This window comes from Pseudomonas sp. 2FG (assembly GCF_005502935.1).
Lineage (GTDB): Bacteria > Pseudomonadota > Gammaproteobacteria > Pseudomonadales > Pseudomonadaceae > Aquipseudomonas.
In genome coordinates this window covers 1-14468 of record NZ_SCMP01000031.1, presented here as the reverse complement: position 1 = coordinate 14468, position 14468 = coordinate 1, and the positions used below count along the sequence as shown (strand labels likewise).

Here is a 14468-nt window from a genome sequence, read left to right as displayed (position 1 = left end):
GTTTGGGGTTGGTGGGCGACCGCCCCTGAAATCGTGCCCGAGATGCAGGGGGGACTCGCCGGTTAGGGCAATGCGCCGAGTGGGCTGCGCAATGACGTGGGCCTGCCTGTGTGGCAGGCGGAAAGCGGCCAAAAGCGGCCACTACTGATTGACGCAAGACCTTGATTGAAAGGCGAAGTAGGAGAGCTTGTCTGCGCCATCACAAAGGAAGCGGCCTATCTTGGATGACCCGTTTCATGACGAGTGTCGAGGTCAGCCGTTGCACATTGGGTAAAGTTGAAAGGCTCTCATCGTAAAGCCTTTGGAAAGCCGGCAGATCCTGGGCGATGACGTGCAGCAGGTAGTCCGGTTCCCCAAACAACCTCTGGGCATCGACCACCTGAGGTATTTCAACGAGCGCCGCCTCGAAGGCCTCGACGGCTTGCCTATCGCCCTCTCGAAGCGTGGCAAACACCATGGCGGAAAAGTTCAGGCCGAGTGCGCCAGGATCCAGCTGTGCGCGATAGCCCAACAACACGCCAGACTCTTCCAACGCCCGTACTCGCCGATGGCAGGGCGAAAGGCTCAGTCCGACGCGCTCAGCGAGTTCGGTGACCGAAAGGCGACCATCTTTTTGAAGCTCAGAAAGAATCTTTCGATCAATCCTATCCATTTAGAAGAATCTCCCATCTAACTGCATCTGAGTGATTATCTTTGAAAGTAAATTCTAACAAGATTTCTCTATTCTTCCTCTAACCATTAACTGCCGCCTCCTCTTAAGACTAAAGGAGGTACGGCCTTTGATTTGCGGAGCGGGACGATGCAGAGAGCGGTGTGTCATCAGCAGGAGTGGGTAGCGCCATGACCTTCAGTGTTTTCGTTGCATTCTGGGCGGTGTCGATTCTGTTCGTCATCACACCCGGCGCGGATTGGGCATATGCGATTTCGGCAGGCTTGAAGAGCCGAGTAGTCATACCCGCCGTGGGCGGGCTTTTATCCGGCCACTTGATTGCAACAATGATTGTTGCTGGTGGTGTCGGCACACTGGTTGCCAACCACCCCGTTGCCTTGTCGGTGCTTACGGTTGCCGGGGCGGGTTACCTGCTTTGGTTGGGCATCAACATGCTTGCCCGTCCCTCTACACCACACGCTGATGACATTCAGGCGTCAGGCTCCTGGAAGCGCTGGGCGATCAAGGGGCTTTGCGTGAGCGGGCTTAATCCGAAAGTGTTCCTGCTGTTCCTAGCGCTATTGCCTCAATTCACCGACGCTGCCGCTCCCTGGCCTGTGCCGATGCAGATGATTGCGCTGGGGCTCGTCCACACCTTCAGTTGTGGCGTTATCTATCTCCTAGTCGGATTTGGTTCACAAGTCGTTCTACGAGCACGCCCAGCCGCCGCTCACCTGGTCAGTCGTTTCTCCGGAGCGGCCATGATCATCATCGCAGTAGTTCTGTTCACCGAGCAGATGCTTGGTTAATCCATCTTTCAGCGAGACGACACCAATGAGCGACCAACCTTCACCGTATGGCAGCGCCCCTCTCGCCCGACAGGCGACACGAGTCCGAATCCCGCATCTGAAACAGATGAAGGTGGAGGGCCAGAAATGGGCGATGCTCACAGCGTATGACATGTACAGCGCAGCCATTTTCGAAGAGGCCGGAATACCCGTCCTACTGGTGGGAGATTCCGCCTCCAACAATGTCTACGGCAATGAGTCCACGCTATCAGTCACCGTTGACGAACTTATCCCTCTGGTACGCACGGTCACGCGGTCGACACGGCGGGCGCTGGTGATTGCAGATCTTCCTTTCGGCTCTTACCAGGCCTCGGCGGAGCAATGCTTCCACACAGCCGTCCGATTCATGAAAGAAGCTGGTGCACATGCGGTCAAACTTGAGGGCGGGATCGAGGTGATACCTCAGGTCGAAAAGCTCGCTAGCTCAGGCATACCCGTCATGGCTCACATCGGCTTCACACCACAGATGGAACATCAACTGGGTGGCTACCGCGTCCAGGGCCGGGGCGAAGATGCGCAGCTCCTGATAGATAGTGCCAAAGCGTTTGAAGCAGCCGGCGCATTCGCTATTTTGATTGAGATGGTGCCGGGTGATGTGGGTCGAGCGATCACTGAAACCATTTCAATTCCTACCGTCGGGATTGGCGCTGGTAACCAATGCGATGCCCAGGTGTTGGTCTGGCAGGACATGGCCGGACTACGCACCGGTCGCGTGCCGCGATTCGTCAAGCAGTACGCCGACCTTCGCTCGGTACTTCACACTGTGGCAAGGGACTTTGCACTTGATGTGGGTGCAGGAACATTTCCAGGCCCCGAGCATACTTTTTAGCTGCCCACCATCGCCTCCCAAGGAGCCTTTTATGAAGAGCCCAAGAGAGCGTGCCGCCGAAGGCCTCCAGGTCGGAGACCGGTTCACGATAGTTCGCTGTTTTTCAGATGCCGATATTCGTCAATTCGCGCAGATTTCTCGAGACTACAATCCCGTTCACTGCGATGCACGCTACGCGGAGCTGCGAAGGTTCAAGGCGCCCATTGCCCATGGCCTTCTGACAGCCAGCCTCGTCACCGAAATTGGTGGGCAGATTGGTTGGCTGGCTACAGGGATGAGTTTTGAGTTCAAACGTCCCGTATACGCGGGAGAACAGATCACCTGCCACTGGCTCATCGCTGACATCGATGAGCGGGGTCACGCAAAGGCCGAAGTCAGGATATTCAACGCAGAAGGCATCACTGTACTGGAGGCAACGACTTCTGGTGTGCTGCCAAGAACTGAAGAACGTGAATGCCTCAAACAGATGCTCTCTGAGGGAGATCCCACCAACGGTGCCGCCCAATCCATGAGTTGATTGCCTAGAATTGGTGGCAGCTTTCCTTGCTCTGTGTGTCTGCAATGGGTCGATAGCAGCCATCTGACGGAATGACTAACGCGAATCCGTAAATGAACAACCGGGCCATACGGCCCGGTTGTTCATGTCGGTTCAGACTCAACTGCCGTACACCTTCTGTGCCGGCACGGCCTGGGACATCAGCTGCAACACCGCCGCGCCGACTTCTTCCGGTTGCCAGCGCCCCCCCTTGTCGCGCTCCGGGCCCTTGCGCCAGCCGTCGGCGATGGACAACTTGCCGCCCTCGACCTCGAACAGGCGGCCGGTGACGTGCTGGGAGGCTTCCGAGCCGAGCCATACCAGCAGCGGCGCGACGTTTTCCGGGGCGAAGTAGTCGAAGCCGTCTTCCGGCGCTTTCATCATGTCGGCGAACACCTGCTCGGTCATGCCGGTGCGCGCGGCCGGGGCCAGGGCGTTGGCGGTGATGCCGTAACGGCCCAGTTCGGCGGCCTGCACTAGGGTCAGGGCGGCGATCCCGCCCTTAGCCGCGGCGTAGTTGGACTGGCCGATGGAGCCCTGCAAACCGGCGCCGGAGCTGGTGTTGATGATTCGCGCCTGGACCGCCGCGCCACCCTTGGCCTGCTCGCGCCAGTACTGGACGGCATGGCTGGCGATGCAGAAGTGGCCCTTGAGGTGCACCGCCATCACCGCGTCCCAGTCCGCCTCGGTCAGGCTGGCGAACATGCGGTCGCGGCAGATGCCGGCGTTGTTCACCAGCACGTGCAGGGCGCCGAAGCTCTCGACGGCCTGGCGCACTATCAGCGCGGCGTCGGCGTAGTGGGTGATGTCGTGGCTGTTGGCGACCGCCTCGCCGCCCTGGGCGCGGATCTCGGCGACCACGGCGGCGGCCGCGTCACGGTTGATGTCGTTGACCACGACCTTGGCGCCCTCGGCGGCGAAGGCCAGCGCATAGGCCTTGCCCAGCCCGCCGCCGGCGCCGGTGATGATGACTACGCGGTCTTTGCAGATTGGCATTGTTGTTCTCCGGAAATTCAAAAGTTGCACGGCTGGTAAGCCCCCTCTCCCTTGCTTCATAAAAGAAAGGCGGGAGAGGGTTGGGGAGCGGGAAACAGCGAGCCGTCGCGGTCTCCCTCACCCCCGGCCCCTCTCCCGGGGGGAGAGGGGAGTAAAGCGGGTTATAGGCGCTCGATAATGGTGACGTTGGCCTGCCCACCGCCTTCGCACATGGTCTGCAGGCCATAGCGACCACCACTGCGCTCCAGCTCATGGAGCAAGCTGCACATCAGGCGGGTGCCGGTGGCGCCGAGGGGGTGGCCGAGGGCGATGGCGCCGCCGTTGACGTTGGTCTGTTCGTGCGGGTAGCCGGTCTCTTTCAGCCAGGCCATGGCCACCGAGGCGAAGGCCTCATTGATCTCCACCAGGTCGATCTGGTCCAGGCTCATGCCGGCACGTTTGAGCGCGTAGGCGGTGGCCGGGATCGGCGCGGTGAGCATCCAGATCGGGTCTTCGGCGCGCACGCTAATGTGCTGGATGCGCGCCCGCGGGGTCAGGCCATAGCGCTTCAGCGCCTTCTCGGAAACGATCAGCATGGCGCTGGCCGCATCGCAGGTCTGGCTAGAAACTGCCGCGGTGACCCGGTCGCAGCCGAACAGGAACTCCAGCTCGGCCATCTTCGCCAACGAGGTCAGGCGCGGCGTCTCGTCGTCCTCGATGCCGGCCAGCGGCACTATCTCGCGGGCGAAACGGCCATGGTCGATGGCGTACAGCGCGCGGCGATGCGATTCCAGGGCGTAGGCCTCGAGTTCCTCGCGGGACAGATTCCACTTCTCGGCGATCATCTGTGCCGCTTTAAACTGGGTCGGCGGCTGCTTGCCATAGCGGCGCACCCAGCCTTCCGAACCGCTGAAGGGATCGCTAAAGCCCAGCGGCTCGGCGGCGGTCATCGCCGAAGAGATCGGGATCTGCGTCATGGTCTGCACGCCACCGGCAATCACCACATCCTGGGTGCCGCTCATCACCGCCTGCGCGGCGAAATGCACGGCCTGCTGTGAGGAACCGCACTGGCGGTCGATGGTGGTGCCCGGCACCTCCTGGGACAACCCGGCAGCCAGCCAACTGGTCCGAGCGATGTCGCCGGCCAGCGGGCCTATGGTGTCGACGCAGCCGAAGATCACGTCGTCGTACTCGTGGTTGGGAATGTCGTTGCGCTCGACCAACGCGCGCAGCACGTGCGCGCCCAGGTCGGCGGCGTGGATGTGGCTCAGGCCACCCTTGCGCCGGCCGATGGGGGTGCGGACGGCGTCGACGATAAAGGCTTCCGCCATGTCAAAAACCTCAAACAGATAAAGGGTCAGGTCGTAGGGTGGATGTCGCTGTGCACATCCACCGGCCTTGGTGGAGGGTCACCCCGTGGAAAACGCTCCGCGGTTTTCCACCCTACAAGTTGGCGTTGGTTGGGTAGCCCAGATGCAATCCGGGCTACGGGCTAAAAGGTGTTCCCGGCGCCGGGCTGTATCACTCCGCCAAACAACGCCTCACGCACCCGCGCCTTGTGCAGGCCGCGGTCGCCCCAGACCTTGTCCAGGGCCCAGGCACGCTTCATGAACAGCTGCAGGTCCACCTCCCAGGTGTAACCCATGGCGCCATGGGTCTGGATGGCGTTCTTCGCCGCCAACAGCGCCGCCTCGGCGCAAGCCAGCTTGGCGTGGGAGACCTGCACGCCCGCCCCCGGCAGGTTCTCGGCCAAGGAGTAAGCGGCGCGGTACAGCGGGCCCTTGGCGAATTCGATCTGCACCGCGACGTTGGCCATCAGGTGCTTGACCGCCTGGAAGGAGCCGACCGGCTTGCCGAACTGTTTGCGTTCGAAGCTGTAGTCCACTGCGAGATCGACCATGCGCTTGGCCAGGCCCAACAACTGGGCCGCCGTGGCCAGGGCGCCGCGATTGAAAGCCGCGGCCCACAGCGCCCGGCCCTGTTCCGCCTCGGCGACGCGGGTGGCGGCGCTCGGTGTCCAGTCGACGCGAAACAGCTGGCGGCTGGGGTCGACCGACTCGTTACGGGTCAGGCTTACCGCCGCGCGCGGTACGGCGTGCACCTCGTCGCCGTGGGGCAACAGCAGCAGATCGGCGACATGCGCATCGCTGACCAGCGGATTACCCGGCTGGCCCACCGCCAGGCGCGCGCGGCCCTCGGCGACCCTTGTCAGCCACTCGCCCTTGAGCGCCTGCTGCACGTCGTCCAAGGCGGCGAGCAAGGGCACGCCGACCAGCATGGTCTCCACCAGCGGCTCCGGCAGGCCGGCGTAGCCGCACTCCTGGGCCAGCAGGACGAAATCCAGCTCGGTCAGACCCAAACCGCCGAAGGCTTCCGGCACGCTCATGGCGGTCAGGCCCAGTTCGACCAGTTGCGCCCAGAGCTCGTCGCTGCGGCCGCTGTCGGTTTGCCAGAGTTCGCGGATGCGCTCCGGGGTGACCTCGTTGGTCAGGAAGCTCCTGACGTTGGCCTGGAACAGCAGTTGATCCTGGCTAAAGCTAAAGTCCATCGTCTGCTCCTCAGGCGCGGGGCATGCCGAGCATGCGTTCGGCAATGATATTGCGCTGGATCTCGTTGGTCCCGGCGTAGATCGGCCCGGCCTGGGCGAACAGGAAGCCGTCCAGCCAGTGGCCGACCTCGCCCGCGTCCGGCGCCTCCGGCAGCAGTTCGCCGCGCAGGCCGAGGATGCTCATGGCGGTCTCGTGTATGCGCTGGTCCAGCTCGGACCAGAAGATCTTGTTGGTCGAGGACTCGGGGCCGATCTTGCCGCCCTTGACCAGGCTCGAGGCGGTCATATAGGTGGCCAGGGTGTAGGCCTCGGCATCCAGGTAGGCGCGCATCACGGCCTCGCCGATGGCCGGGTCGCGGTCAGCTTGTTCGCGGTTGGCCAGGTACAGCTCGACCAGGCGCCGCGCGGTTTCCTGGAAGCGCGCCGGCGAACGCAGCATCAGGCCGCGCTCGAAACCGGCGGTGGACATCGCCACATGCCAGCCCATGCCGACGCCGCCGAGCACGTTCTCCGCCGGCACCTCGACGTCGTCGAAGAAGATTTCGGCGAAACCCGGCAGGCCATTGAGCTGCGGGATCGGCCGCACCGTGATACCCGGACTGTCCAGCGGCAGCAGGATAAAAGTCAGGCCGTTATGGCGGCTGGACTGCGGATCTGTGCGGAAGATGCCGAACAGCCAGTCGGCCCAGACCGCGCGAGTCGACCAGGTCTTCTGGCCGTTGAGCACATAGTGATCGCCGACCCGCTCGGCCTTGGCGCGGATCGCCGCCATGTCGGAACCGGCGCTCGGCTCCGACCAGCCCTGGGCCCAGATGTCCTCGCCAGTGGCCATGCGCGGCAGGAAGCGCGCCTTCTGCGCCTCGCTGCCGAACTCCATCAGGGTCGGGCCGAGCAGGAAGATGCCGTTCTGGTTGACCCGTGCCGGAGCCCCGGCGCGGTAATACTCTTCCTCGAAGATCAACCACTCGATCAGGTCGCAGCCGCGCCCGCCCAGTTCGGTGGGCCAGGTCACCATGCCCCAGCGGCCCTCGTTGAGCTTGGCCTCCCAGGCGCGGTGCTGGCGAAAGCCCTCCTCGGTATCAAAGGACTGCAGCGGCTCGCTCGGCACGTTGGCCGCCAGCCAGGCGCGCACCTCGGTGCGGAAGGCCTGCTGGCCCGGTGTATAGGTCAGTTGCATGGAGTGGTCTTCCTAGCCATTGAACTGGGCGTTGCGTTTCTCCACGAAGGAGTCGCGCGCTTCTTGGGAATCCAGCGAGCGGTAGGCTTCGAGGGTGAAGCCCTGCTCCCAGCGGTATTTGTCTTCCAGGTTGCCGTCTTCGATGCCGTTCAGTGCCTCCTTGGCCAGGGCGATCATCGCCGGGCTCTTGGCGGCAATCTGGCGGGCGATCGAAAGCGCCGCCTCGCGCAGGTCTTCGCGCTTGACCACCCGCTCCACCGCGCCGAGGCGATAGGCCTCGGCGGCGTCGATCGGCTCGCCGGTGAAATACATGTGGCGGACCTTCTGCACCGGGAACAGGCGTTGCAGGTGCGCGCCGCCGCCCATGGCGCCACGGTCCACCTCGGGCACGCCGAAGCGCGCGCAGTCGGAGGCGACCAGGATGTCCGCCGCCCCGCAGAGGCCGATGCCGCCGCCGAGGACGAAGCCGTGTACCGCGACTATCACCGGCTTGGGATTGCGGTGGATGGCCTTGAAACTGTCGTAGTTGCCCTTATTCACCGCGACTATCAGGTTGCCGTCGGCGGCCAGTTCCTTGATATCCACCCCGGCGCAGAAGCCCCGACCTTCGGCGCGGATGACGATCACCCGCACCTCGGCGTCGCGGCCGAGGGCCTCGATGGCGCTGGCGATATCCGCCCAGCCCTGGCAGTCGAAGGCGTTCACCGGCGGCCGGTCGAACACCAGCTCGGCGATGCCATTGTCGATGCTCGTGTGGAATGGCTTGCTCATCGGACTCCCCCTAAATTCGCCACATAAATCGTTCGATTTCTCGGCCGTAGGGTGCGCTGTGCGCACCAGCTGTACGGCGCTCTTGGTGCGCAGAGCGCACCCTACAAAACCGCCCTCTCAAGAAAGCGCGCGGCGGCTGAGTTCGGCCAGGCGCGCTTCGGCTTCCCGGACTATCTGGCCAATCAATTCTTCGCAGCTCGGCAGGCTGTCGATGCTCGCGGCGATCTGTCCGGCGGGCAGCACGCCCAGCTCGGGCTGGCCCTCGACCATGGCCTTCTGGATCACCATCGGCGCGTTGGCGGCCATGATGGTCTGGGCCGCCGTCAGCTCGCCGGCACCGCGCATCTTCAGCGCGCTGCCGAGCAGCTGAGCCAGGCTTATGCCGCTATGGCGGCGATAAGCAAGAGCGCTTTTCAGCGCCAGCAGCAGGCGCATGAGGCCGCCCGACTGCTCCAGCCGATTGAGCAGTTCGTTGCGGATCATCCGTTGCGGCATGCCGTCGATGGCGCGGCTGACGATGATCGCCGCCGGGTCGCGCACCGCCAGGTAGCGCGCCAGGGTGGCTGGCGGCACCGGGCTGTCGGCGCTCATCAGGAAGCGCGTGCCCATGGCGATGCCTTCGGCACCGTAGGCCAGGGCCGAGACCAGCCCGCGGCCGTCCTTGAAACCGCCGGCGGCCACCACCGGCACCTGCACGGCATCCACCACCTGGGCCAGCAGCAGCGAGGTGGGTACCGAGCCGGTATGCCCGCCGCCCTCGCCGCCTTGCACCGTGACCACGTCGGCGCCCATCTCCACCGCCTTCAGCGCGTGCTTGAGCGCGCCGACCGTGGGCATGCACACCACCCCGGCGCCCTTCAGGCGGGCGATCATCTGCTTGCCCGGCGAGCGGCTGTAGCTGACCGCCTTGACCTTGTGCCGCAGCACCAGCTCGACTATCTCGCTGGCGTTGGGCTGATACATGTGGAAGTTCACGCCGAACGGCTTGTCGGTCAGGCGCCGGGTTTCGACGATCGCCGCCTCCATTCGCTCGGGCTCGATGGTGGCACCGGCGAGGAAGCCGAAGCCGCCGGCATTGCCGGTGGCCGCCACCAATTTCGGGTCGGCGACCCAGCCCATGGCGGTCTGGATGATCGGGTAGCGGCAGCCGAGCAGCTCGGTCAGGCGGGTATTCAGGGCGACTGTCATCAGGCCTCCGCCGCTTTGCGCTGGGAGCTGGCCATGGCTTTGGCGTCATAGCCGCCGAGTTTGTCGCCGGAGGTCAGCTCGTTGTGCACGTGGGCGAAGTGGTGCAAGCCGAACACCATGTCCATGGTGGCGCGCTTGCCCATCAGGTCTTCGGCGTTGTTCACCGCCTGCTTGGTCAGTTGCAGACCGAGACGCGGCATCTGCGCGATGCGCCCGGCAATGGCGAGGCATTCTTCCTCGAGCCGCTCGCGGGGCACCACGCGATTGAGCATGCCCATCTGATAGGCGCGTTCGGCCGGCATGCGCTCGCCGAGGAAGAGAAACTCCTTGGCGATGCGCGGGTTCAGCTCGTGCACGTGGGCGAAGTACTCGACGCCGGGGATGCCCATGCGCACCACCGGGTCGGCGTAGTAGGAATCCTCCGAGGCGACTATCAGGTCGCAGACCCAGGCCAGCATCAGGCCACCGGCGATGCAGGCACCCTGGACCATGGCGATGGTCGGTTTGGGCATCTCGCGCCAGCGCCGGCACATGCCGAGGTAGACTTCCTGCTCGCGGGCGTAGAGGAACTCGCCGCCGGGCTTGTTGACGTGGTCGTACCAGAGGCTGCTGCGCTCGAAACTCTGGTTCACATCGCGCCCCGGAGTGCCGATGTCGTGGCCGGCGGAGAAGTGCTTGCCAGCGCCGCGCAGCACTATGACCTTCACCTCGTCGTCGTCGCAGGCGCGACGGAAGGCGGCGTCCAGCGCATAGGTCATCCGCGAGTTCTGGGCGTTGTGGTACTCGGGGCGGTTCATGGTGACCAGGGCGATAGCGCCGCGCACCTCGTAGAGCACCACCTCGGCCTCTTGATCGTTCTGCTCGCTCATTGACTGTTTCTCCGGCAAGGCGGGACTTCTCGTGGCCGTCAGCGCGGACTGCGCTCGCCCGGCGGGTTGTCTTTCAGTTGGCTGGCGCGCAGGTTGTGCGGGTCCAGCTGCTGGATCAGCATCAGCTGCTCCACACTCGGCGCCGTCGTGGTCGCAATCGAGTCCGGCACATGCAGGGCGAACCCGGTGTTGTCCTGCACTTCGGCCACGGTTACGCCCGGGTGCAGCGAGCGGATCCGCATTTGCCGCTGCGGGCCCAGGAAATCCAGGACGCACAGATCGCTGACGATCAGGCGGATGTCGATCTCGTCCAGCGCCCAGCCACGGGCCAGGCGTGCCGGGTTGTAGCCGACCGAGGCGACCATATCGACCTCGCCCTCGACGAACACCCGGCGGTTGTGGCTGGGCACCAGGAAAGAGTTGGCGTGGCTGATGGAGTTGCCGGGAAAGCCGCGCACGCCGAGCATCTGCGCCTTGGGCTTGGCGTAGTCGCCGATGCAGGAAATGTTGGCCTGGCCGAAGCGGTCGATCTGGGTCGGGCCGACCAGGGCATGGCGCTTGCCGCCCCAGACGTTGTCGAAAATCCGCGAGAAGCCCATCCAGCTGTCGAGCTTCGGCTTGTAGCCGTTGCGCGCGCCGAGCGGCACCGGCTCGGCGACCATGTAGGCCTCGGAGTCGGTCATCAGCAACTCGGGGTTGGAGCTGAGCATGCTCAGGGACGCGGCCAGGCGCGGGATCACGCCGATGCCGCTGGCCAGCACCTCGCCGTCGTCGCGCCAGCATTCGGAGGCGGCGCAGATCAGGAGTTCGGCCAGGCTGTAAGTCGTTGCATGAGTCGTCATATCGAGCCTCGCTTAGAAAACCGGTAGGGGTAGCTGGCGGATGGCAGCCAGGCCGCCGACCTTTCCCCGGTACTGCTCTTCCGTGCAGTTCAGGTACTGCTCGACATAGGCCTGCCAGCCGTCCGGCGTCTGCGCCGAGGCGTTGTAGGCCTTGAAGTGCGCGACATCGAAGCCATACAGCGGCGCGCATGAAGACGGATGGGCACCACCCGGCACATGCACCACGGCGCTGGTCTGGTTGCGCTCCCAGAACACCTGGCGCGCCTGCTCGGGGCTGCTGTGGAAGTAGCTGCTGTCGACCAGCTCGTCGCAGCTGACATAGGCCCGCTCGGCGGCGCGGACGAACAGGTCGTCCATATAGTGATCGGGGCCCTTGATCTGGCAGACGCCGCGCTGGTCCGCCCGATCGACATGCACCAGCGCCGCATCCAGCTTGAGCGCCGGCATGGCGACCCAGTCCTTGCCGTCGGCATAGGGCGAGGCGATCAGTTTCAAGTCCGGGTTGTGCCGCAGCACATCGGTGCCCAGGCCGACCGCGGTGGGGATAAAGGGCACGCCCATGGCGGCGGCCTTCAGCCCCAACAGCAGCATGCCCTCGTCGATCTCCATCACCTCGATGGCGCCGTCCTGACGGGCCTTGCGGAAGTAAGGTTCGAGCGGAATGAAGTCCAGCGAGACAAAGGCGAACACCAGCTTCTTGAGCTTGCCGGCCGCGCAGAGCATGCCGACATCGGCGCCGCCGTAGGCGACCACGGTGAGGTCCTTGAGGTCGGAGCGGAGGATCTCGCGCACCAGCGCCATCGGCTTGCGCCGCGGGCCCCAGCCGCCGATGCCGATGCACATGCCGTCGCGCAACTGGCCGACTATCTCGGCCGTGGTCATACGCTTATCCATACTCGAGCTCCTCACTGGCTGCCCACGCTAAAGTCATGGCCCCAGTGGCTGACCACCGTGCTCTCGAATGGCGTGTGCTGGTTCCAGTCCACCACCAGGCCGTCGTAGCCGTACTCCAGGTCGAAGCCGGACGGGGTCTTCATATAGAAGGAGACCATCTGGTCGTTGGTGTGCTGGCCAAGGGTGGCCGACAGCTTGACCCCGTGCGCCTGCATGCGGTCCAGCGCGCGGCCGACCTCGTCGAGGGCATTGACCTCGAGCATCATGTGCACGCAGCCATGGGGCATCGGGCATTCGAAGATGGCCAGGGAGTGGTGGCGACCGTTATTGCAGTGCATGAAGTGGATGCGCTTCTCCGGCTCGGCCGGGTCCGGGGTGAAGCGCACCTTCATCAGATCGGACAGGCCAAAACCCAGCACCCGCTCATAGAAGTCGCGGCAGCGCTCGAAGCTCGGCGCCGGCAGCACCACATGGCCCATGCCCAACTCATTGGTGACGAACCCCTTGACCCCGACCGGCGAGACAAAGCGGGCAAAGTCCTGCAGCGGCCCCCAAAACAGCTCGTGGCGGTTGCCATCCGGATCGCTGAAGCAGGCCAGCTCCTGCACCTTGCGCAGGCTGGCCAACGCCGCGCTGCCGCGCTGCACCGGCACATCGGCCTGCTCCAGCTCGACTATCGCCTGCTCGAAGGCGGCCTTGCCGGCCACCTCCCAACCGCTGGCGCCGTAGCCGTCCTTATCGCTGCGCTCCACCAGGATGCGGTAGTGGCGCTCATCCATCTTCAGGTAGAGCAGCTCATCCGCCTGAGGGCCGGCGGCGGCCATCATGCCCAGCACCTGGGTGGCGTATTCGCGCCAGCGGTCCAGATCGCTGGATAAGACGGTGACATAACCCAGACCACGGATATCCATGGGCGCTCTCCTCATTCCTGTCAGGACTCGGCCCGCCCCGAAGCAAATGCCGGGGGAGGCCCTATGGAGAGCGATTTAAGCGCCTTGGCGCAGGGGCAACATCGTCCGTTGGGACTAGCGGGAAAGGCCGATCAGGCGCTAAGGCCTGTCAGTTAAGGCATTCGAGGGGTAGCTGCAGTGCCCGGGGGCATCACAGGATCGCCCGCTCGACTTAACTCTACTTAATAAGTTGGATACCTGAGGCTTAACCTCGGTTGATTACAGGTTGCCGACCTTCAGGTAGCCTTGCGCCCTCGATCACTACACCGCACAGCCCTTTCCCGAGCGATCCCATGCCCGACACCCGCCCGCCAACCCTCGACGAAATCGATCGCCAACTGATCGCAACATTGCAGATCAATGCCCGCGAGAGCGTGGCGATGCTGGCGCGGCGCCTGGGCATCGCCAGGACCACGGTGACCTCGCGGCTGGCGCGCCTGGAGAAGGCCAGGGTGATCACCGGTTATGGCGTGCGCCTGGGCCAGCGCGTGGTGGACGGGGGGCTGCAGGCCTATGTCGGCATCACCCTGAAGCCACGCTCCGGCAAGGAAGTCCTACGGCGGCTCAGCGGCATGGCGGAAGTGCAGCAACTCTGCGCGGTAAGCGGCGAGTTCGATTACGTGGCCTGGCTGCGGGCCGACTCGCCGGAACGGCTCGATCAGTTGCTCGACCTGATCGGCAGCGTCGACGGCGTGGAGAAGACCACCACCTCGATCATCCTCAGCTGCAAGCTGGACCGCGGGCAGCCGCTTTCTCCGCCGGCGGCCGAACGCGGCTGAGGCCTCCCTCACCCTCGGACCCTCTTCCGGATGGAAAGGGGGTACAACCGCGAGCCTGGGCTAGGCTGAAAAAGCGCCCTCTCCCCGGCCCTCGCCCGTAAACGGGAGAGGGCGAGTTTCGTCACTCTGCGCAGAGTGCTCGTCGTTTTGTATCGTATGACTGCCGAATGACGACACTCTGCGTCTTATAGACGAAATTAGCGCGCCCTAGAATGGCCCCACTGCTGCCCCTCGCCGGCAGCCCCCTTTGCTCCCGCCATCAAGGTCAGTCATGAACAACAATCGCCACCCCGCAGACGGCAAAAAGCCGATCACCATCTTCGGCCCGGACTTCCCTTTCGCCTTCGATGACTGGATCGAGCATCCCGCCGGCCTCGGCAGCATCCCGGCCGACCAGCATGGCGCCGAAGTGGCGATTGTCGGTGCTGGCATCGCCGGCCTGGTCGCCGCCTACGAGTTGATGAAGCTGGGCCTGAAGCCGGTGGTCTACGAGGCCTCGAAGATGGGCGGTCGCCTGCGCTCGCAGGCCTTCGAAGGCACCGAGGGCATCATCGCCGAGCTGGGTGGCATGCGTTTCCCGGTCTCCTCCACGGCCTTCTACCATTATGTCGACA

Annotated in this window: 16 protein-coding genes; 5 read left to right on the top strand and 11 right to left on the bottom strand. The window is 64.3% G+C overall.

Translation table 11 applies throughout. The features are described from left to right. Positions 1-199: 199 nt before the first annotated feature. Complete coding sequence (locus FFS13_RS19475) at positions 200-652, bottom strand: Lrp/AsnC family transcriptional regulator (protein WP_137820708.1); 453 nt, start codon at positions 650-652, stop codon at positions 200-202. A gap of 188 nt (positions 653-840) precedes the next feature. Here FFS13_RS19475 and FFS13_RS19470 point away from each other — a divergent pair, with 188 nt between their 5' ends. From FFS13_RS19470 to FFS13_RS19460, 3 genes are read left to right on the top strand one after another with little or no spacing between them, the layout of a single operon-like run. Further along, positions 841-1458: a LysE family translocator gene (locus tag FFS13_RS19470; protein WP_137820707.1), complete on the top strand. Its 618-nt coding sequence runs from the start codon at positions 841-843 to the stop codon at positions 1456-1458. Between the two features lie 25 nt (positions 1459-1483). Next, the gene (gene panB, locus FFS13_RS19465) at positions 1484-2326 is read left to right on the top strand and encodes a 3-methyl-2-oxobutanoate hydroxymethyltransferase (protein WP_137820706.1); all 843 of its coding nucleotides are present in this window, start codon (positions 1484-1486) and stop codon (positions 2324-2326) included. Positions 2327-2357: 31 nt separating this feature from the next. Further along, positions 2358-2843, top strand: a complete 486-nt coding sequence (locus tag FFS13_RS19460) for a MaoC family dehydratase (protein ID WP_137820705.1) — start codon at positions 2358-2360, stop codon at positions 2841-2843. A 138-nt stretch (positions 2844-2981) separates the two neighbouring features. Here the strand turns inward: FFS13_RS19460 and FFS13_RS19455 are convergent, their stop codons facing one another. The 10 genes from FFS13_RS19455 to FFS13_RS19410 all read right to left on the bottom strand — a co-directional run bounded on the left by FFS13_RS19455 (position 2982) and on the right by FFS13_RS19410 (position 13036). Further along, a complete protein-coding gene (locus tag FFS13_RS19455) occupies positions 2982-3857 on the bottom strand; it encodes an SDR family oxidoreductase (RefSeq protein ID WP_137820704.1) in 876 nt (291 codons plus the stop codon). Positions 3858-4018: 161 nt separating this feature from the next. Then, a complete protein-coding gene (locus FFS13_RS19450) occupies positions 4019-5167 on the bottom strand; it encodes an acetyl-CoA C-acetyltransferase (protein ID WP_137820703.1) in 1149 nt (382 codons plus the stop codon). Between the two features lie 161 nt (positions 5168-5328). Then, positions 5329-6384, bottom strand: a complete 1056-nt coding sequence (locus tag FFS13_RS19445; RefSeq protein WP_137820702.1) for an acyl-CoA dehydrogenase family protein — start codon at positions 6382-6384, stop codon at positions 5329-5331. Between the two features lie 10 nt (positions 6385-6394). Further along, on the bottom strand, positions 6395-7561 hold the full coding sequence (locus FFS13_RS19440) for an acyl-CoA dehydrogenase (RefSeq protein WP_137820701.1): 1167 nt from the start codon (positions 7559-7561) through the stop codon (positions 6395-6397). A gap of 12 nt (positions 7562-7573) precedes the next feature. Then, positions 7574-8332, bottom strand: coding sequence for an enoyl-CoA hydratase family protein (locus tag FFS13_RS19435; RefSeq protein WP_137820700.1), 759 nt, complete (start codon positions 8330-8332; stop codon positions 7574-7576). 117 nt (positions 8333-8449) lie between these two features. Then, positions 8450-9520: a nitronate monooxygenase family protein gene (locus FFS13_RS19430; RefSeq protein ID WP_137820699.1), complete on the bottom strand. Its 1071-nt coding sequence runs from the start codon at positions 9518-9520 to the stop codon at positions 8450-8452. After that, positions 9520-10389 (bottom strand): enoyl-CoA hydratase, encoded by an 870-nt coding sequence (locus FFS13_RS19425; protein ID WP_137820698.1) that lies wholly within the window; start codon positions 10387-10389, stop codon positions 9520-9522. The genes FFS13_RS19430 and FFS13_RS19425 overlap by 1 nt, the downstream gene beginning before the upstream one ends. 38 nt (positions 10390-10427) lie before the next feature. Then, on the bottom strand, positions 10428-11231 hold the full coding sequence (locus FFS13_RS19420) for a CoA-transferase subunit beta (RefSeq protein ID WP_137820697.1): 804 nt from the start codon (positions 11229-11231) through the stop codon (positions 10428-10430). Positions 11232-11243: 12 nt separating this feature from the next. Next, positions 11244-12125 (bottom strand): CoA transferase subunit A, encoded by an 882-nt coding sequence (locus tag FFS13_RS19415; protein WP_137820696.1) that lies wholly within the window; start codon positions 12123-12125, stop codon positions 11244-11246. Positions 12126-12136: 11 nt separating this feature from the next. After that, on the bottom strand, positions 12137-13036 hold the full coding sequence (locus tag FFS13_RS19410; RefSeq protein WP_137820695.1) for a VOC family protein: 900 nt from the start codon (positions 13034-13036) through the stop codon (positions 12137-12139). A gap of 332 nt (positions 13037-13368) precedes the next feature. On the opposite strand from FFS13_RS19410, the gene FFS13_RS19405 reads away from it, so the two are divergent. After that, positions 13369-13854, top strand: coding sequence for an Lrp/AsnC family transcriptional regulator (locus FFS13_RS19405; RefSeq protein ID WP_137820694.1), 486 nt, complete (start codon positions 13369-13371; stop codon positions 13852-13854). Between the two features lie 271 nt (positions 13855-14125). After that, the coding region (locus FFS13_RS19400) for an FAD-dependent oxidoreductase (RefSeq protein ID WP_137820693.1) at positions 14126-14468 on the top strand (343 nt) is incomplete at its 3' end.